Annotated in this window: 13 protein-coding genes; 8 read left to right on the plus strand and 5 right to left on the minus strand. The window is 63.8% G+C overall.

Annotated features, from left to right (window positions below; genetic code table 11):
- Window positions 1-198: 198 nt before the first annotated feature.
- From RFM68_RS32925 to RFM68_RS32935, 3 genes are read right to left on the minus strand one after another with little or no spacing between them, the layout of a single operon-like run.
- Window positions 199-1122 carry a DUF6492 family protein gene (locus tag RFM68_RS32925; protein WP_320237096.1) on the minus strand — a complete coding sequence of 308 codons (924 nt, stop codon included), beginning with the start codon at window positions 1120-1122 and terminating at the stop codon, window positions 199-201.
- Window positions 1119-1913, minus strand: a complete 795-nt coding sequence (locus RFM68_RS32930; RefSeq protein ID WP_320237097.1) for a WecB/TagA/CpsF family glycosyltransferase — start codon at window positions 1911-1913, stop codon at window positions 1119-1121. Before RFM68_RS32930 ends, RFM68_RS32925 begins: the two co-directional genes overlap by 4 nt.
- Window positions 1910-3082, minus strand: a complete 1173-nt coding sequence (locus tag RFM68_RS32935) for a glycosyltransferase (protein ID WP_320237098.1) — start codon at window positions 3080-3082, stop codon at window positions 1910-1912. Before RFM68_RS32935 ends, RFM68_RS32930 begins: the two co-directional genes overlap by 4 nt.
- A 169-nt stretch (window positions 3083-3251) precedes the next feature.
- Between RFM68_RS32935 and RFM68_RS32940 the strand changes: the two genes are divergently transcribed.
- The 3 genes from RFM68_RS32940 (at window position 3252) to proC (ending at window position 6436) form a co-directional block, all read left to right on the plus strand.
- The gene (locus RFM68_RS32940) at window positions 3252-4250 is read left to right on the plus strand and encodes a glycosyltransferase family 2 protein (RefSeq protein WP_320237099.1); all 999 of its coding nucleotides are present in this window, start codon (window positions 3252-3254) and stop codon (window positions 4248-4250) included.
- A complete protein-coding gene (locus RFM68_RS32945; RefSeq protein ID WP_320237100.1) occupies window positions 4219-5538 on the plus strand; it encodes an O-antigen ligase family protein in 1320 nt (439 codons plus the stop codon). The genes RFM68_RS32940 and RFM68_RS32945 overlap by 32 nt, the downstream gene beginning before the upstream one ends.
- 82 nt (window positions 5539-5620) lie before the next feature.
- Window positions 5621-6436, plus strand: a complete 816-nt coding sequence (gene proC, locus RFM68_RS32950) for a pyrroline-5-carboxylate reductase (protein ID WP_320237101.1) — start codon at window positions 5621-5623, stop codon at window positions 6434-6436.
- Here proC and RFM68_RS32955 read toward each other — a convergent pair.
- Window positions 6384-7751 carry an NAD(P)H-dependent oxidoreductase gene (locus RFM68_RS32955; RefSeq protein ID WP_320237102.1) on the minus strand — a complete coding sequence of 456 codons (1368 nt, stop codon included), beginning with the start codon at window positions 7749-7751 and terminating at the stop codon, window positions 6384-6386. The genes proC and RFM68_RS32955 overlap by 53 nt on opposite strands.
- Window positions 7752-8248: 497 nt before the next feature.
- On the opposite strand from RFM68_RS32955, the gene RFM68_RS32960 reads away from it, so the two are divergent.
- The 4 genes from RFM68_RS32960 to RFM68_RS32975 are packed head-to-tail and all read left to right on the plus strand — an operon-like array spanning window position 8249 to window position 13746.
- A complete protein-coding gene (locus RFM68_RS32960; RefSeq protein WP_430695007.1) occupies window positions 8249-9637 on the plus strand; it encodes a TolC family protein in 1389 nt (462 codons plus the stop codon).
- A 40-nt stretch (window positions 9638-9677) separates the two neighbouring features.
- The gene (locus RFM68_RS32965; protein WP_320237104.1) at window positions 9678-11810 is read left to right on the plus strand and encodes a type I secretion system permease/ATPase; all 2133 of its coding nucleotides are present in this window, start codon (window positions 9678-9680) and stop codon (window positions 11808-11810) included.
- Between the two features lie 15 nt (window positions 11811-11825).
- Window positions 11826-13115 (plus strand): HlyD family type I secretion periplasmic adaptor subunit, encoded by a 1290-nt coding sequence (locus RFM68_RS32970; RefSeq protein ID WP_320237107.1) that lies wholly within the window; start codon window positions 11826-11828, stop codon window positions 13113-13115.
- Window positions 13105-13746: a ribbon-helix-helix domain-containing protein gene (locus tag RFM68_RS32975; RefSeq protein WP_320237110.1), complete on the plus strand. Its 642-nt coding sequence runs from the start codon at window positions 13105-13107 to the stop codon at window positions 13744-13746. The genes RFM68_RS32970 and RFM68_RS32975 overlap by 11 nt, the downstream gene beginning before the upstream one ends.
- Before the next feature lie 314 nt (window positions 13747-14060).
- Here the strand turns inward: RFM68_RS32975 and RFM68_RS32980 are convergent, their stop codons facing one another.
- Entirely contained in the window at window positions 14061-14993 is a 933-nt protein-coding gene (locus RFM68_RS32980) for a transglutaminase-like cysteine peptidase (RefSeq protein WP_320237112.1), read from the minus strand.
- A 350-nt stretch (window positions 14994-15343) separates the two neighbouring features.
- Between RFM68_RS32980 and RFM68_RS32985 the strand changes: the two genes are divergently transcribed.
- The coding region (locus tag RFM68_RS32985; protein WP_320237113.1) for a beta strand repeat-containing protein at window positions 15344-18914 on the plus strand (3571 nt) is incomplete at its 3' end.

Consider the following 18914-nt stretch of genomic DNA (forward strand, 5'->3'; position numbering starts at 1 on the left):
CGCTCTTTGACGTATCCATGCCAATGCGAATAAGTTTATCCACGGACGGTCTCCCTTGTTGAGATCTGCAACGACCTCATTCTGGCACATTGCGATGCCGTCGGGGGCCGTCCACCCCAACACGTACCTCAGTACGCTCCGCTCCGGTTCTCGGACGCCACCATTTTCGGCTCGGCCTGACCTGAATCTCAGCGCAGCTTACTCAAGCCCGATCAGGCGACGGATACGGGCGACATCGGTGCCGATGAAGGACTGCATGCCGATCGCCACCTGTTCCGGCGCCATGGTGTCGACAAAGCGGTGGAATTCGTCATCCGAGAGCGGCTTGCCGTTCCAGTGGACGCGGCAGAACTCCTCCGAGCCGTGGAAATGGCCGGCACCCGCAAGCACGTCATCGACGTAGCGGCCGTAGATCATGCATTCGGAGAACTTACGCGCAGAGCCGACGACGCTGACCCAGTCGCGGCCATGCACCTTCTCGATGCGCTCGCACACCGCGTTAACCGTCTCGCGGCGCCAGGCAATCAGCGTCGAGATGTAGTCGTGGCTCGATGGATTGGCCGGATCGACGCCGAGCGCGGCGCCGGCATTGCGCGACCAGATGCGATGCTCGTCATGACCGTCGTTCGACAGCACGCCGTCGCGACGGAACAGCCGAACCTTGCCGTCGCGCCAGAAGGCGCCGGTGTCGAACGGCTTCAGGAAGGCGACGTCGGAATCGCAGAAGATCAGCACGTCTTCCTTTGCGTGGCCGGCAATGGCGATGCGGCGCAGCTGCTGCACGTGCCAGCCGCGCAACGGCTGCGTTCTGAAACTCAGCCAGATGCGGCGGCGAAAGCCGCTCAGCGGATCGTCGAACACATGCAGCCAGCGCGGCAGCAGATACCGCTCGTCGACGACGCTGCGGCGGCTGCCTTCCAACTGGCGAAACAGCGCGACGTCGCGATGCTCGGTAAGGATATAGTGATGCGCCATGCCGGTGACGTGGCGGTCGATGGTTTCGCACAAAAGGCGGCAGCGTTCGAAATCGGGTGCGTAGCTCGCGGTGACGATCGCGGCCAAGGGCGCGCGCGGCAGCGGTTCGATTGCCGTGGAGGAATCCGGCACGAAGCGGCTGTTCACCGGCGCGCCTCCGCCGGCCGCGGTCCGAGCGACAGCTTCTGCTTGACGACGCGCCACAGGAACAGCGGATTGCCGACGATATAGCGGCGCCACAGGCGGCCGGGTTCGATCCACAGGCGGAACAGCCATTCGAGCCGCAGCCGGCGCAGCCACAGCGGCGCGCGCGGCACCGAGCCGCTCATGAAATCGAGCAGCGCGCCGACGGCGACCGGCAGTGTGCAATGGCGGCTGTCGATGTGGCGCTCGATCCACAATTCCTGGCGTGGAACGCCCATGGCGACGAGCAGCACATCCGGCCGCAGCCTGGCAATGCGCTCGAGGATCGCCGGCTCCTCGGCGGCCGAGAAGAAGCCGTCATGGATGACAACGAATTCGTGCTGCATAGCGAGCGTCGAAAGTTTTGCGCTTGCAGCTTCGGCATTGGCGCGCGTCGTGCCGAGCAGCGCCACCGTCAGCGGGTGCGACGACGCCTGCAGGAAGGCCGGAATGAAGTCGGTACCGTTGAGGTTACTGGGGAAAGGCGCGCCGTAAAGCAGCTTTGCCGCCATGTCGACGCCGACGCCGTCCGGCAGGATGAGGAAGTCTTCCAGCGCTTCGGCAAAGACCTGGTCGGTACAGGCAAGGTTGGCGTTGTGGGCGTTGAGGAAACTCACCTTGGTGAAGCGACGCTCGTCGATCAGCCTTGTGAGCAAGGTGATGGCCTCGTCCCAGCGTATGGCCAGCACCGGAATACCCAAAATGGTCTTGAGCGTATCGAAGCCGAAGGCGGCGCGCGCGGTGTGCATGTTCATGCGGCGACCTCCTGCCTGACGACGCCAAGCTTCTCCAGACCAAGCCCGATCGCGATGTCTAACGCCTTCAACTGGCGGCGATGGAAGGCGATGCCATCGACGTCGCGGATGTTTGCCGCGGCCACCTGGAGAGCGGCTGCGAAAGCAATCGGATCGTCGGTCACCACGCAATTGTCGGGACGATAGCCGATGCCGCGCAGCGAGCGGCTGGTGGCGACGGACGGCAGGCCGAGCTCGAAGGTCTCGATGGTTTTCAGTTGCACCCCGCTGCCTGCGGTGCTGATCAAGGGGATGACGGCGGCGCCGCGCACAAAGGCCTGCGCATCCGGAACCCTGCCGACGAAGGAGACGCCGGGATGCGCTGAGCTGATGCCGGAAGGCATGTTGCCCGCGATCCTGATGCGGAAATCCGGCTTCAGATGCGGCACCACCTTGGTCAGGAACCAGTCGAGCCCGATGCGGTTCGGCTGCCAGGTCCAGGTGCCGATCAGCGCGGCGTCGCAATCGATGCGGCGCCGCGCCTTGCCTGTCGGCGCCTCAGCGCGCGTGACCAACGGCAGCACCGCCGAGCGTCTGTCGGACGCGACGCCGAGTGCCGCGCGGTCTTCCTCGGCCAGCGTGAAGACAAAACGCGCGGCGCCGCAGAGCCGCGTTTCCATGACCTTGAGGAGCCTGGCCTCGCGGCGGAACATCCAGCGTTGAAGCGCGCTGCCGGCCGCGGCGGCATTTTCCTCGGCCGAACAATGCTCGACATTGTGCGCGACGAAGATCGATGGCCGGTCGGCGAGCACCCTTTCAAAAGCACCCGCGAACTGAACCGAATTCAGGACATAGCCATCGAAGGGACCGGCGCGCTCGATGGCGGCGCGGACTTGCGTGTCAGGAACGACGCGCAGCTTGACCGAGGAAAAGGTAAGGCCGGAGAGAACCGCCTTGCCCAGCCAGGCAAGCTTCCGCAGCGGCGAAGCGCTTTCGGTGCGGACCTCGACGGCGTCGAGCACGATGGTGTTTTGCGGATCGGACGGAGCCTTGCCCGGCCAGATGAAGCCGATCACCGTCACGCGCGCGCCGGCGCGCCGCAGCGCGTCGATGATCGCGGCGTTGGCAATCTCGTAGCCCGAGGCGAGAGCGCCATCGGGCACGATCGATGTGGCGAACAGCAGATGCATCTCACCTATCCATTGGTGCAGCCGGTAGCAAAACGCGGTGAAGCCTTGATTAAATGGCACTGTCAAAGGCCGAAGACCCGGCTTTTCTGGCAGCCGGGCGAGAAGGTGATTAACGAAACCTTATTACCGCGATGCTATCGAGGGTTTAAACCCACGCTGCTGGAAACGGATGATCCCTTTGCCGTCCGACGCTTCTGTATCGATCGCGGGGCGGTCGCCGGGGCTTGCCGCCGAGACCGTCGAAGCGGTCGTGACGCTGCCGACCTTCAAGCGGCCGAAGCAGGTGCTGGAGGCCTTGGCTTCGCTCAAGGCGCAGCGGACCGGCAGGCGCTTTGCCGTCATCGTCATGGAAAACGAGGCCGAGGCGCGCGAGGGTGCCGGCGCGGTGCTGCCCCTGTTCGAAAGCGGCGAGATGCCCGGCATGGTGATCGTCGCGCATGAGCGCGGCAATTGCAGCGCCTACAACGCCGGCTGGCAGACGGCGATCCTGCAGTTTCCCAACTTCAAGCACCTGCTGGTCATCGACGATGACGAGATCGCCGCGCCCGACTGGCTGGAGCGCATGTGCAAGGCCGCGGAGACGCTCCAGGCCGACATCGTCGGCGGCCCGCAAGTGCCGGTCTTTGCCGATCCCAGCCACGCCAGATGGGCCGAACACCCGGTCTTTGCGCCGCCTTATCGTGAAACGGGCCGCGTGCCGGCGCTTTATTCGTCCGGCAACCTGCTGGTGGGACGCAACGTGCTGGCGGCCATGGGGCCACCCTTCCTCGACCTCAGGTTCAATTTCATGGGCGGCGGCGATTCCGACTTCCTCAGCCGTTCCGCGCAGAAAGGCTTCGTGCTCGGCTGGTGCGCCGAAGCAAAAGTCGAGGAAGCCGTGCCGGCCCGGCGCATCGAGGCCGACTGGATACGCGCCCGCAGCCTGCGCAACGGCGTGATCTCGACGCTTGTCGAAAAAAAGAAACGGGCCGGCACGCCGCTTGCCGGCCTCAAAGTTTTCCTGAAAAGCCTGGCGCTGCTGGCCGCCTCGCCGCTGCGCGGCGCCATCCGGCTGGCGCGTACCGGCTCGCTGACGACGGGCCTCTACCCGGTCTATGTCGCGCTCGGCCGGGTGCTTGCCGAATTCGGATATGCCAATGAGCAGTACCGGCAGCCTGAGAAGAACTGAGCGCGCGCCGCTCAGCGCCGCCTTCACGCGCGACGGCGTCGCCACGGCGGTCGCGGCGCTTTTGTTCACCGTCATCATCGTCTCTTTCCGGCCGTTCCAGCCGGCCGGCGCGGAACTGACCGGCGACGGCGGCGACATCGTCAACCAGCTCGGTTTCGGCTCGCTCGGCGCGGTCTCGATCTTCTCGCTGCTCGCTTTCGCCGATCCGCGCGTGGTGCGCTCGCTGGTCAGCCCGTCCTGGGCGCTGATGCTGGGCTTTTTCTTCCTGTCGGTGGTGCTGGCCACCGATCCGCCGTCAGCAATGCGCGCCGCCTCATTCACCATGATCGGCATCATCACCATGGCGACGGTCCTGGTGCTGCCGCGCGATGCCGAGTCCTTCGCCAGGGTGGTGATCTTCACCGCGGTCGTGGTGATCGGCCTCTCCTATATCGGCCTGATCGTCTTCCCGCATGAGGCGCTGCATACCGCCGATTCGCAGGAGCCGGAGCATGCGGGCCTGTGGCGCGGCGTCTTCACCCACAAGAACATCGCCGGTCCGGTCATGGCCTGTTTCAGCTTCGCCGGGCTCTATCTCTTCCGGCGCGGCCAGCGCTGGTGGGGCGCCGGCATCTTCTGCGCGGCGATGGTGTTCATGCTGCACACCGGCTCCAAGACGACCGCCGGGCTGATCCCGTTCTCGATCATGATCGTCGTGCTGCCCAGCCTCATCGGCATGCGGCTCGGCACGCCGATCCTGTTCGCGCTGGCAATCATCGCGACCGCCGTCGGCACGCTCGGCATCGTCTTCATCCCCCCGGTGAAACACCTGGCGGCGATCTATTTTCCGAACCTCACCTATACCGGACGCACGACGCTTTGGGAGTTCGCCGGCGAGATGCTGGCGAAGAAGCCATGGACCGGCTACGGCTACGAAAGTTTCTGGGGAACGCCGCTGCTGCTCAACCAGGACCAACCCTTCGACCGGCCCTGGGATATCCGCACCATCGTGCATGGCCATGACGGCTATCTCGACATCGCCGTGCTGATGGGCATACCCGCGCTCTGCGTCGCCATCTACACCTTCCTGATCGCCCCTTTGCGCGACTACATGCGCATCCCGGCGCGTAAGGAAAACATCTTCCTCGGCGATTTCTTCATGATGGTGGTGCTGTTCACGGCGCTGAACGGTTTCCTGGAAAGCTTCTTCTTCCACCGCGGCGATCCCGTCTGGCTGTTCTTCGTGCTGGGCGTGCTTGGCCTCAGACAAGTCTCGCTGCGGCCGATCCCGGTTCGCCGCCCCGGCTGATCGCTGGACGATCGATCTTACGCCGCTGGACTTTTCCAGCGCACCGCAAACGTCTAAGGAAAGCCTTCTCGTGGAGGCTTTCATGACGATCAGGCTCGTTCTCGCCGGTTGCGGCAACATGGGTTACGCCATGCTCTCGGGCTGGCTGAAATCCGCGAAGCTCGAGCCGACGGCGGTGTTCGTGGTCGAGCCCAACGCGGAACTGCGCCAGCGCGCCGAACATCTCGGCTGCCGTGCCGCCGCCGACGCTGCAGGCATTCCGGCCGATGCGGTGCCTGACCTCGTCGTCATTGCGGTAAAACCGCAGATGATCCGCGAGGTAACGGCGCACTACAAGCGCTTCGGCGACGGCAGGACCAGCTTTCTCAGCATTGCCGCCGGCACGCCGGTCGCCACCTTCGAGGAAATTCTGGGCGAGATCGCGCCGGTCATCCGCTGCATGCCGAACACGCCGGCGGCGATCGGCAAGGGCATGATGGTGGTGTTCTCCAACCCGCTGGTCTCCGACGACGTCCGCCGCTTCGTTGCCGAACTGCTTTCGGCAAGCGGTGTCGTGACGACGATCGACGACGAGGGCCTTATGGACGCCGTGACGGCCGTTTCCGGCTCGGGCCCGGCCTATATCTTCCATTTCATCGAGGCGCTGACGGTTGCGGCGGAGAAGGCCGGCCTGCCGGCCGAGACCGCCAAGCTGCTTGCCATGCAGACCGTTTTCGGCGCCGCCTCGCTTGCCGCCGAAAGCGAGGAGGAGCCGGGCGTGCTGCGCCAGCAGGTGACCAGCCCCAACGGCACGACCGCCGCGGCGCTGGCCGTGCTCATGGGTGGGGACCGGCTGACGAAGCTCGTTACTGAAGCGGTGGAAGCGGCGCGGCTGAGGTCGATAGAACTGGGGAAGTAGCCGCCACGCCGTAGAGCACCTCATCCTGCAGTCGGCGCAGGGCGTAGAGTCTCGTCGTCTGGTCCGGCGCGGCGTTGTCCTGCGTCAGCAACTCGCCCTTCCTGACAGCCTTCAGCACCTTGCCGCCTTCGAGCAAACCGACCGGCACCGCGCGTCTCGCCCGGGCATCGGCTACCGTCATCGTCCAGGAGCGGTAGCAAGTCTCGCCGATGGCGTCGAACGTCTCGCCGGCGGCGAGGTCGCGCTTGGCGACCGCGCAGACTTCCGCCACCGGCCTCGGTAGCGGCACCATGTCGGGTTTGCCATGGAGCATGATGCGGGCGGCGGTAAGCGGCACTTCCAGCGACGTCAGATGATAGGGTCGAAACAAGCCGTAGTAAGGGCCCTTGCCGACATGCAGATCGTCCATGCGCTCGACGATACGCGGATGCATCGCCTTGACGATGACGAATACGCCGGGCGCCACGCCTTTGCCGATCGTATAATCGACGACGCCTTTCCTCGACAGAAGGCCGCCATCCTCTTTCGGAATCAGCACCCTGGCCAGTTGATCGCGATCCGCCCTGGGTCCGTGCATGCCCGGGACATCCGGCACCAGCCCGGTTGCGTTGGCGATGGCGCACATCTCGACCATGGTTTTGGAGCCGTCGACGAACTCGACCAGCATGCGCGGGTTCATGTTGCGGCGTTGCGCCTCTTCCCGGTAGTCGTCCGGAACGGCGTCGTGGTTGAGCGGATTGTTCTTGCCCTTGCCGGCCGAGACGATGGTGTAGCCTAGCGCCGAGGCGAATTCGATCAGTTCCATGCAACTCGAGGGCTCGTCGCCCGCGCCGACCGAGTAGACGACACCCAACCGGTCGGCCTGCTGCTTCAGGTAGCAGCCGATGGTCACGTCGGCCTCGACGTTCATCATCACCAGATGCTTGCCATGCTCCATGGCCATGAGGTCGAAATCGGCGGCAACGCCGGGTTTACCCGTGGCGTCGATGACGACGTCGATCAGCGGGTTGGTGACCAGCATCTCGTTCGAGGTGATGGCGATCCTGCCTCGCTCGATCGCCTGGGTGACCCTGGAGGCGGTTTCGGCCTCGGCCGCCATCGCCTCGTCGCCATAGGCGATGCGGATCGCCTGACGGGCGGTGTGCGGGCGCCGCGTGGAGATCGCCGCGATCGAAATGCCGGGCATCAGCATGCCCTGCGTCACCAGATCGGTGCCCATCTCGCCGGAGCCGATGACACCGATGCGCACCGGCCTGCCCTCGGCGGCGCGTCGGGCGAGATCGCGGGCAAGCCCGGTCAGGGCGACATTGGTCATGCAAGAAGATCCACGCTTTTGCCTCTGGCCGCAGTACAGGGAACGATCCCGGTTTGCCAACCAAACCGATCGGCATGGCGATTTCTTGCGCATGTCTTGCAAAGTCGCAGCAGATTTTTCCCAGCTAATGTTGGACGATCTAACGCCGGGCGCCTTGCGCGTGGCGGCTGCACGAATCGTCATTTGTTTCAGACCATTAACCATAGCGGCCTGTTTTGGACTGGGAGTCCATGGCTTGTGGCACCCGGTTCTGTGCCATTTTTGCTACAGGCACTGGCACTAATGCCTCGAATTCAACTTTGAAGAGGTGTCTAATCCATTATGCCCTCACATCCTCGAAAAATCTGATAGATACTGGCCGCAAGCTCCGGTGGCAGGCTTGGGCAAATAAGCGCCAATAAAAAACAGAATGGCGCGGGGATAGTCGCGGGGTAGAAATGACCAGGATGGGTAAAATTACCGTCGGCTGGCGGGTTGCGCTTGCCATTACGGTGTCGATGCTGGCTTGCGGTAGCGCCAGCGCACTCACGCTCAAAGAAGCCGTCGCAGTCGCTGTGGAATCCAATCCAGAGATTGGGCAGGCGATCGAAAACCGCGAAGCGATCGAATTCGAGCTGCGTCAGGCAAAAGGCCTGTATCTTCCCAGCGTCGATCTGGAAGCGTCGACCGGCGTTCGCCGCCTGGACAATGATACAAGGCGTGCGCTCGACCAGTCTCACGACGCGCTTTATCCGAACGAGGCCGACCTGACGGTCTCGCAGACGCTTTATGACAGTGGCGCAAGGCGGGCCGAATTGAATCGCCAGGCCTCGCGGGTCGATGGAGCTTCTTTCCGGGTTCTGGAACGGTCGGAATTCATCGGGCTTGCGGTCGTCCAGGACTATCTGGAATACATGCTGCAGGCGTCGATCGTGGCCGAGGCCAAGAAGAACCTTGGCTTCCATCAGTCCATCCTCAGCGACATCAAGCAAGGCATCGCGGGCGGCGCGCTCAACGACGCCGACCGGCAGCAGGCCGAGGAACGCCTTTATGCCGCCAAAGCGCGGATGCAGGAGGCAACCGAAGAACTCGAAGCGGCCAAGATCCGCTTCTTCAAAAATGTCGGCAAGCCGCTGACCAGCGCGTCGCGGCCGGCCGATGTCTCGGCCGCCCTGCCGCGGTCGCTGGACGATGCGATCGGGCTCGCCAGGCAGAACAATCCGCGTGTCCATATGGCCAACAGCGATATCGACGCGGCGTCTTCGCTGGTCGACGCGGCGCGGGCGAAATACGGCCCGACGGTTACCGCCGAGGGTGTTGCCCGGGGCGGGTATGACATCGACGGCGACAATGGCGACGCGAGCGACCTGCAAGCCCGGGTGGTGCTGCGCTGGAACCTCTATCGCGGCGGCATCGACAAGGCCAATGAACAGGAACAGATCCGCCGCACCAGCGAGCAGCGTCTTGCGCTGCACCAGGTGCTGCGCGAGATCGAGGAAGCCGTCCGGACCTCATGGGACCGCCGCTTCCGTCAGGCCGACCTTGCAAAGACGCTGCGGCAGCAGGCGGCCACCAATGAGAAGCTCGTCGCCTCCTATCGCGAGCAGTTCAAGGTCGGGCAGCGCTCGCTGCTCGACGTGCTCGATGCCCAGAACACGCGCTTCAACACCGCAACGCTGGCCGACACGTCGTCCTACGCGTCGCTGTTCGCGGAATACCGGTTGCTGGCCGCGACCGGGGAATTGCTGAAGACGCTCAACATCCAGCCGGCCAAGCAGGCGGACGCCTATGCGCGTACGGAGTTCGGAGTGCCGGCAACGGCCGACACCGAGACTTATGCGCGGACGCCGTCCGAACAGAAGAACGATCTGCCATTCGACATTCTCGCGCCGGTCAGGAAGAAGTAGCTAATGTAAGCGTCGATCTTTCAGTCCTTCGGGGCGGATCGTGAACCAGCAACCTAACATCCTTTCACCCAAGGAGGCCTTCAAAGCCTGCTTCTGCGCTGTTGCGGCCTATCTCGGCAGGCCGAGCGCGGAAACCGTGCTGTTCGCCGGCGTGCCGATTTCGGATACCCGCATCGAGCCGGACGAAATCCGCCATCTGGCCGAACGCATCGGCCTCGAAGTCCAGGATTTCAGCCATCGCGATTTCCTGCGCGGCCGCTTCGATCTCCCGGCCATCGTCTTCCGCGTCAGCCAGTTGCCGGTCGCTCTCCTGGCGGAAATCGAGGGCGGGCAATATCTGACGGCGCCACAGGAAAACGGCCGCACCACGATCGACAGATCGGAACTTGCCGAAAGCTATATCAGCGGCGGCACTTCCTTTTCGATCACCTATGCCAACGCGGCCGAAGAGATGACGGTCGGCACCGCCGCGCGGATCGAAAGGCGGCACTGGCTTACCGGCACCATGGGGGCGTTCTGGCGCACCTACTCGAAGGTGGTGCTGTCGGCGGTCTTCATCAATCTGCTGGCGATCGCCTCGCCGATCTTCACCATGAACGTCTACGATCGCATCCTGCCGAACAAGGCGATCTCCACGCTGTGGGTGCTGGCGCTCGGCATCGGCGCGGCGATCCTGTTCGACCTGCTCCTCAAGACGGCCAGGGCGTCACTGATCGACTATGCCGGTCGCAAGGCCGATCTGCGGATTTCCTATCTGCTGTTCGAGAAAGTGCTGAATTCTTCGCTTTCGGCCCGGCCCGGGTCGACGGGCGAATATGCAAACCGTGTCACGCAGTACGAGTTCGTGCGCGAGTTCTTCACCTCGAACACCATCAGCGTCTTCATCGATACGATGTTCGTCTTCGTCTTCCTGCTGGTGATCTACGCCATCGGCGGCTGGCTGGTGATCATACCGGCGCTGGCCTTCGTCATCTCCGTCATTGTCGGGCTAATCACGCAGCAGCGGATCGGCAAGCGGGTCGCCGCCTCGATGAACGAGGCGTCGCAGCGCCAGGCCCTGCTGGTCGAATCCATTTCCACGCTCGAGACGATCAAGTCGCTGCGCGCCGAAGCCTATCTGCTGCGCAAATGGGGCGAGCACTCGAAGAACGCAGCCAACACGTCGGAGAAAATCAAGGAACTCTCGGCGGCGGCGGGTAACATCACCGGCGCCATCCAGCAATTCGTGACGGTCGCCCTGGTTGTGGCCGGCGCCTACGCGTTCTCGGAAGGTCAGGTCTCGACAGGCGCCATCATCGGCACCGTGATGCTCGCCGGCCGGGCCGTGGCTCCGCTCGGCCAGATCGCCATCACGCTTGCGCGGTTCCGCCACGCCATGCTGTCGCTCAGGATCATCAATACGATCATGTCGCAGCCAGAGGACCGCCCGGACACGGTCGGTTTCGTCAACCGGCCGATCCGTAGCGGCGCGCTCGTCTTCAGGAATGTCGGCTTCGCCTATCCGGGCACGGAAAACGAGGTGCTGAGCGGACTCAACATCGCGGTCAGGCCCGGCGAACGCATCGGCATCATCGGCCGCATCGGTTCCGGCAAGACCACGATGGGCCGGCTGATCGGCCGGCTTTTCCTGCCGACGTCGGGAGAGCTGCTGCTCGACGGCATCGACATCCGCCAATACCACCCGTCGGAGGTTCGCGCCGCGGTCGGCGTCGTCGCGCAGGCCGGCGACCTGTTTTCGGGAACCATCAAGGAAAACCTTTTGATGGCGGCTCCGGAAGCGACCGATGAGGAGATCATCGATGCGGCGAAAGCCGCGGGCGTCGACGACTTCGTCTCGCGGCATCCGCGCGGCTACGACATGAATGTCGGAGAGCGAGGCACAAATCTCTCGGGCGGGCAAAAGCAGGCGGTGGCAATCGCTCGGCTGCTTTTGACCAAGCCGAAGATCGTCTTCCTGGACGAGCCGTCGGGTTCGATGGATCTCGCTTCCGAACGGCAGTTGATCAAGCAGCTCAAGGTGGCGTTCGACCGCAACACGACGCTGATCGTATCGACCCATCGCTACAGCATGCTGGAACTTGCCGACCGTCTCATCGTCATCGAGCAAGGCCGCATTGTCGCGGACGGGCCAAAGGAACAAGTCATCCAGGCACTGCAAAAGGGCAATGCCTGACCGGAACGTATGGACATGCTTGCAAGGCAAGATCGGCCACCATTTTTCGCCTCGGCGTCCGTCTACATCGTCGGGGCGCTGTTCGTGTGCTTCACCGCCTGGGCATCGTTTGCCGAGGTGGATGAGATCGCGCGCGGCGAAGGCAAGGTGATACCGGCCTCGAAGACGCAGATCATTCAGGCCAGCGAGCCCGGCGTGGTGCAGGAGATTGCCGTCAAGATCGGCCAGACCGTCAAGAAGAACGACCTCATCATCCGGCTCGACAACTCCGGCAATACTTCGAGCCTTGGCGAAGAGAAGGCCAAGGCGCGAGCGCTGCAGGCACGCATCGCGCGGCTGCAGTTTGAGCAGAGCGGCAATGTCGAAGGGGCGTTCCCCTGCCCTGCGGAGATCCAGAAGGTCGCGCCGGAAATCTGCGACAACGAGCAAAAGCTGCTCGTCGCGCGTCGCGACAATTTCGAGGTGAAGCTGTCCGTTCTCAAATCGCGACTCGACCAGCGCGAGAAGGAACTCGACGAGGCGACCGCCAACGCCGATCGCCTGTCCAAGAGCCTGGCCGTCACCGACCGGGAAGCGGCGCTGGTCGAGCCCATGGTCAAGAAAGGCCTGATGGCCAAGACCGAACAGATCCGCGTCGAGCGGGAACAGACCGACCTTAGCGGACAGCTGACCCTTGCCGGCGAGACCATCAAGAAGGGCCAGGGGGCAATCACCGAGGCGCAGCTTCAGGTGAACGAATTGGGCCTGCAATTGCAGCAGGAAGCGTTGAGCGACCTGACGCAGGCGCTCGCCGATCTTTCCGTGGTCGACGAAACCATCCGCGGCGCCACCGACGCGGTGGCGCGCACCGACATCCGCTCGCCGGTCGACGGCATCGTCAACACGCTCGACGTCAACACGCTCGGCGCCTTCGTTCAGCCAGGCGCAGTGGTGGCCGGCATCGTGCCGACATCCGAGACGCTGCTGGTCGAAGCCAGGGTTTCGCCGCGCGACGTCGCCTTCATCCAGCCGGACCAGGAGGCGCTCATCAAGGTCACGGCCTATGATTTCTCGATCTTCGGCGGCATCGAGGGCAAGGTCTCCAACATCACCGCCGACAGTCTCGTCGACCAGAAGACCGGCGAACCCTACTACCAGGTGCGGGTCGCGACCGAGAAGTCGACGCTGACCAGAAACGGCAAGGCCTACTCGATCATCCCCGGCATGATCTGCTCGGTCGACATCAAGACCGGACGCAAGACGATCCTCAACTATCTTTTGAAGCCCATCAACAAGGCGCGTCAGGAGGCGATGAGTGAGCGATAGCGTCATCCACCCGGATACTCCGCGCGAACGGCTGCTGCCGGCGCTCGCGGCCGAGGATTTCGGCCCGGAGTTCCGGGTGGTGGCGCGCGGTGGCGTGCGTCGCGGCATCCGGCTGGAACGCGCCTTCTGGGTGTCGCTGAAGCAGATGGCGGAAAGCCGCAAATGCACGATCGGAATGCTGGTCGAGGAGATCGCCGAGCATCATCCCGACCAGGGCAATCTCACCTCGGCGATCCGGGTCGCCTGCATGCGCGGCCTCACCGAGGAAAGCATGGAACTGCGCAAGCTTGCCTCGATCCGCACGATCAACGCGATCCTGATCGCCTGCCCCTCGCCCGCCTTCGCGCTGTCTTCGTCGAAGAAGATCCTGGCTTTCAACACACCGTTCCAGCAACTGGTCAGGCGTCAATTGCCGAGCGTGCCCGGCGAGGATGGGCGGCAGGACCTGAAGCTGGCCCTCGACCTCAATGTTCCAGACATCTTCGCCCGGCTCGACGCCAATGGCGAGACGCCCGTCAGCACCGGCTTCGTCATCGGTGCCGGCGAGCGCCGCTATCGCGGCCAGCTTAGCGCCGTGCGCGCGCCCGTCACCGAGCCGGAACTGCTGATGGCCTTCGTCTTCAACGGCTAGCTTTGACCGGCCATGCAGCGTTTGCGCCGGCACGTCGAATGCGTTGAAGACCCGCTGAAGCCTTCGTCTTCGTCATCCTATGGCGAAGCAAGGAGCGGAGCGACGCAGCGCAGACCATAGGATCCATGCCGTTACATTGAAGCTTTGCCAGCGGTACAGAATTCTGCTCCGCTGCACCCTACGATTAAAGTAACGGCATGGGTCTTCGATCCGCTTCGCGTCGCTACGCCCAAGGATGACGACGTTGGGAAGGCCTCGGTCAATTGCGAACGTTGCGGCGCGCTTTCCTTCAACAGCTCCGCCCGACAAGCAGCCTATTTCGCAACACCGGATGTCGCGGACGTCACATCCATATCAGGTGAAGTGCCTTCGCCGGGCGCTACCGTCGTGAAGCCACCGGTGATGTCGGCGATCTGAGCACCGGACTTCGACCCGTGTATCCAGGCGCGATCCGTGCTGAAGGAATAGAGCGGAACATAGTCGGGCAGATCGCTGTCGCGCACAACGGCGTTGCTAAGACTGTCGAGGATGAAGGCGCCGCTTCCCGTGCTCACCGACAGAACGGCATGGAAGAACTTGCGGCGGCGATCCTGGAGCACCACGAGCGACATGCTCTGCGCCGGGATGCCGGCACGCAGCAAGGCCGCCATCTTGAGTATCGCGAAATCCTCGCAATCGCCGGCGCGATGTTCGAGGACTTCCGAAGGCTTTGCCCAGTAGTCGAGCTTGCCATAGACGACGCTGTCCTTGCGATAGGCGATCAGCCGGTTGATGCTGCTGTTGACGAAGGTCAACTTGTCGCGAAAACCCTTGTCGGCGGCAATGTTGATGATCTCGGCGAAAGCCGGGCTTTCGCGGTCGCAGGGGCTGCCCGCGGTGCAATCGACGATGGCCTTGTAGACGGGAGCCCAGCGCGCGGCGACCGGGAAGTTGCGCATCGACAAAGCGACGGAGCCGAAAACACCGGGGATGATCGAGGCGGTCTGGATCGGGTCGATGCCGGCATTGGCCACGGCAGTCGAGACCTCATGAGGCGTCGCCGGCGCATAGCCAGCCGAAATGTCCGCGATCCGGTACGCGGCGGCCGGCTGCCAGGACTGCGGCCGGGCCAGTGAAACACCGCCCAGGCTGGCCGGCGCAAGCGCCTTTTGCAGGACCGTATCCGCGCCCGAATTGGGGCTCGCCGATGATGGATTTGCCAGACTGGCAAGGCCGAGCGCCAGCAAGAGTACCTTGATCCCCGTCATTCCCGGGGCTGCTTTTTGTATTTTCATAACGCCCACCTTTGACTGTGGACGCTACCAATCTTGTCTCAAATTATCGGAAAGGAAGGTGGGTAAATTTCCGCGAATCAGTCTATTCTATTTTCAATCAAATTTTATTCAAATTTATACTTTAATTTACCAAGCCGACGATGCGTGCCGCAGTCAATCCCGCATTCCTTAAGAGTATGCATATCTGGATATATCATGACGATTTACCAAGTGTAAAAAATGCGATTCTATACATATTCCAATATATGAAATCAATTGAAGGTCTGTTGCAAAGTCCGAGCCTCACATGTCTCTTTCCGGGAAATGCCGGAGGGGCTTTAGCTATGACGACCAATATCGAATTCGACGCCGTTTCAAATTCCTGGGACGAGCATACGAGCGTTGGGGAAAATCCGATCTCGACGGGTGTCCAGGTCGCGCAGGCCGCCAGCGGCCAGGCGGCTAGTGAGCCGGTGCCGGTCGATGTCGGCAGCGGCACGCCGGCGCAAGGCGCGGCCAATGCTCAGGGGGCAAACCCGCCCGCGGCGGACGCCAAGGCTCCTGCTTCCAACGCTTCCGCAAGCGCACCGGCGGCAAATGCGGCGGCAGCGAATGCCCCGCACGAATATCACGTTGAGGCCGGCAACGTCGTAAAGCTTCCGGCCAGCGTCTCGATCGACAACATCAAAGTCGACGGACACGATCTCGTCCTCACGCAGCCCGACGGATCCCAGATCGTCATCAAGGACGCCGCGCTGAATGTGCCGACCTTCATCCTCGGCGACGTCGAGGTGCCACGCGTCGCCCTGATCGCCGCGCTCGAGGCAAGCCATGTCGATGTCGCCTTCGGCGCCGATGGCTCGATCTCGGCCGGCGGAAATGGCTCGCCGGGCAGTGCAGGCGGAAATTTCGAACAGCCTCCCGGCGGCATCGGCGACGGCTTCGGCCTCTCCGCCCTGCTGCCGCCGACGGACCTGGCGTTCGGCCAGCCGGACCATCGCGAGCTGTTCCCGGGGTTGGCACCGGACCACACGCCGACGATCCTCGACCTGACGCCGTCCGTCGAGGGCGGCGACACCACCGTCGATGAGAAGGGCCTGCCAGCGAGCTCCGGCTCGGAAGGTTCGGGCGAAGCGGCGGCGCCAGGCGCCGACGGCGACCCCTCTGAACACAATACGGGTACCTTCACCATCAACTCGCCCGACGGTATCGGTTCGCTGACCGTCAACGGCCAGGTGATTTCGGCTGCCGCGCTCGCCAACAGCGGATCGACGCCGATCGAGATCACGACGCCGCTCGGCAACACGCTGACAATCAACGGCTACGACGCCGCCACCGGCCAGGTGAGCTACACCTACACGCTGCTGCACAGCGAGCCCCACCCCGGTGCGGGAATCGACTCCATCTTCGACAACATGACGGTGACCGTCACCGACAGCGACGGCGACGTCTCCCTTCCGGGTACGCTCTCGGTCCAGATCGTCGACGACGTGCCGACGGCCAACCCGGACGCCAACAGCGTCGCGGCGGGCAGCCATGCGGAGATCTCGGGCAACGTGATGACCGGGGCCGGCGAGACCGATCCGTCCACGAGCGCGGATGTGAAGGGCGCTGACGGCGCCAGCGTCACCTCCGCGTTTGGCACGGGCGCGGCGCAGGACGTGACGTCCGCCGCCACCGGCACCACGATCGCGGGCCAGTACGGCACGCTGACGCTCTATTCGGATGGCCACTATACCTATGACCGCGCGGCGAACACGCCAGGTGGCGTGAACGATGTGTTCCACTACACGCTGACGGACGGCGACGGCGACCAGTCGAACACCACGCTGACGATCAATATCGGCAATGAGCCGCCGAGGCTGGGCGATATCCCGGCTGCGGGTGCGGCCGGTGCGATCGTGTACGAGGCGGGACTGGCGAGCGGTACGCTGCATGACGGCTCGAACGCGGTGAGCGGCACGATCGGCTTCACCTCGCAGGATGGTGTGAACTCGGTGACGCTGGGCGGCCACGCGCTGTCGAGCGATTCGGGCAACCCGACGACGTTCACGGACACCACCACGGGCGGCACGGTGAGCGCGTGGTACGAGTACACCGGCGCGACCGGCACTGGCACGATCCATTACACCTACACGCTGACATCAGACTTCCATAGCGCCACGGGTGGCGATGGGGCCAATACCGAAGCGGCACCCAGCTTCGCGGTCGTTGTGACCGACCTGGATAACCAGCCCGCCTCCGGCAACCTGGTGATCAATGTCATCGATGACGTGCCGGCGGCCAAAGCCGATACGGACGCAGCACAGTCCGGCGAGACGGTGACGGGCAATGTCGAGACCGGCATTAGCACCCATGGCACCGGCGCGGCGGACACGGCGGGAGCGGACGGGATCGCATCGATCGCCTGGAGCGGTTCGGTCACGAACGCCGGCGTGACGACGGTAACCGGCGCGCATGGCGTGCTGACGGTCCTCGCCAATGGCGATTACAGCTATCAGGCCAACCCGAACACGACGGCGGGCAATGACGTGTTCAACTACACGATCACCGACGGCGACAGCGACACCTCGCCGGCGACGCTGACGATTGCGGTCGCCAACGGCCAGCCGCAGGTATCGCCCGCGCTCGCCGCAGTGGACGAGGCGGGCCTCGATACGACGCCGCCGGCCGGTGACCTTGGCCCGGGGACGGTAAACGGCTCGCATGCGGGCGACGGCTCGGAGACGACGACAGGGACGCTGACCTTCTCGGACCCCGACGGGGCGACCGTGACCGGCGTTGCGACCGGCAATGTCGGCAGCGACGTGAGCGGCAATGTCGGCACGAACATCAATGGGACGTACGGCATCCTGCATGTCAACGCGGATGGCACCTACACCTACACGTTGACCAATCCGGAAGCGAATGTTCCGGCAGGCAACGACGGCGCCAACGTGCAGCCCGGACAGGACGTGTTCACCTATACGGTGAAGGACGGGTATGGGAACACCAGCACCTCGACGATCACGATCTCGATCAAGGACGACGTGCCGACGGCGCATAACGACACGGACGCGGCGCAGTCCGGCGAAAAGGTGACGGGCAATGTCGAGACCGGCATTAGCACCCATGGCACCGGCGCGGCGGACACGGCGGGAGCGGACGGGATCGCATCGATCGCCTGGAGCGGTTCGGTCACGAACGCCGGCGTGACGACGGTAACCGGCGCACATGGCGTGCTGACGGTCCTCGCCAATGGCGATTACAGCTATCAGGCCAACCCGAACACGCCGACTGGCACTGACGTGTTCAACTACACGATCACGGACGGCGACAGCGACACCTCGCCGGCGACGCTGACGATTGCGGTCGCCAACGGCCAGCCGCAGGTATCGCCCGCGCTCGCCGCAGTGGACGAGGCGGGCCTCGATACGACGCCGCCGGCCGGTGACCTTGGCCCGGGGACGGTAAACGGCTCGCATGCGGGCGACGGCTCGGAGACGACGACAGGGACGCTGACCTTCTCGGACCCCGACGGGGCGACCGTGACCGGCGTTGCGACCGGCAATGTCGGCAGCGACGTGAGCGGCAATGTCGGCACGAACATCAATGGGACGTACGGCATCCTGCATGTCAACGCGGATGGCACCTACACCTACACGTTGACCAATCCGGAAGCGAATGTTCCGGCAGGCAACGACGGCGCCAACGTGCAGCCCGGACAGGACGTGTTCACGTTCACGGTAACCGACGGCCTTGGCAATACCTCCACGTCGACCATCTCGATCAATATCACGGACGATGTTCCCTCGATCGCGCTGAGCGGCACGCCGGCGCCGACGCTGAATGTGGATGAGAGCTATCTGACGGCGGCGACCAACGGCGTTGCCGGCTCGGGCACCGGGCCTGCCGGCGCGACCACCGACACGCAGA

It is taken from the genome of Mesorhizobium montanum (genome assembly GCF_033977145.1).
Classification (GTDB): domain Bacteria; phylum Pseudomonadota; class Alphaproteobacteria; order Rhizobiales; family Rhizobiaceae; genus Mesorhizobium; species Mesorhizobium montanum.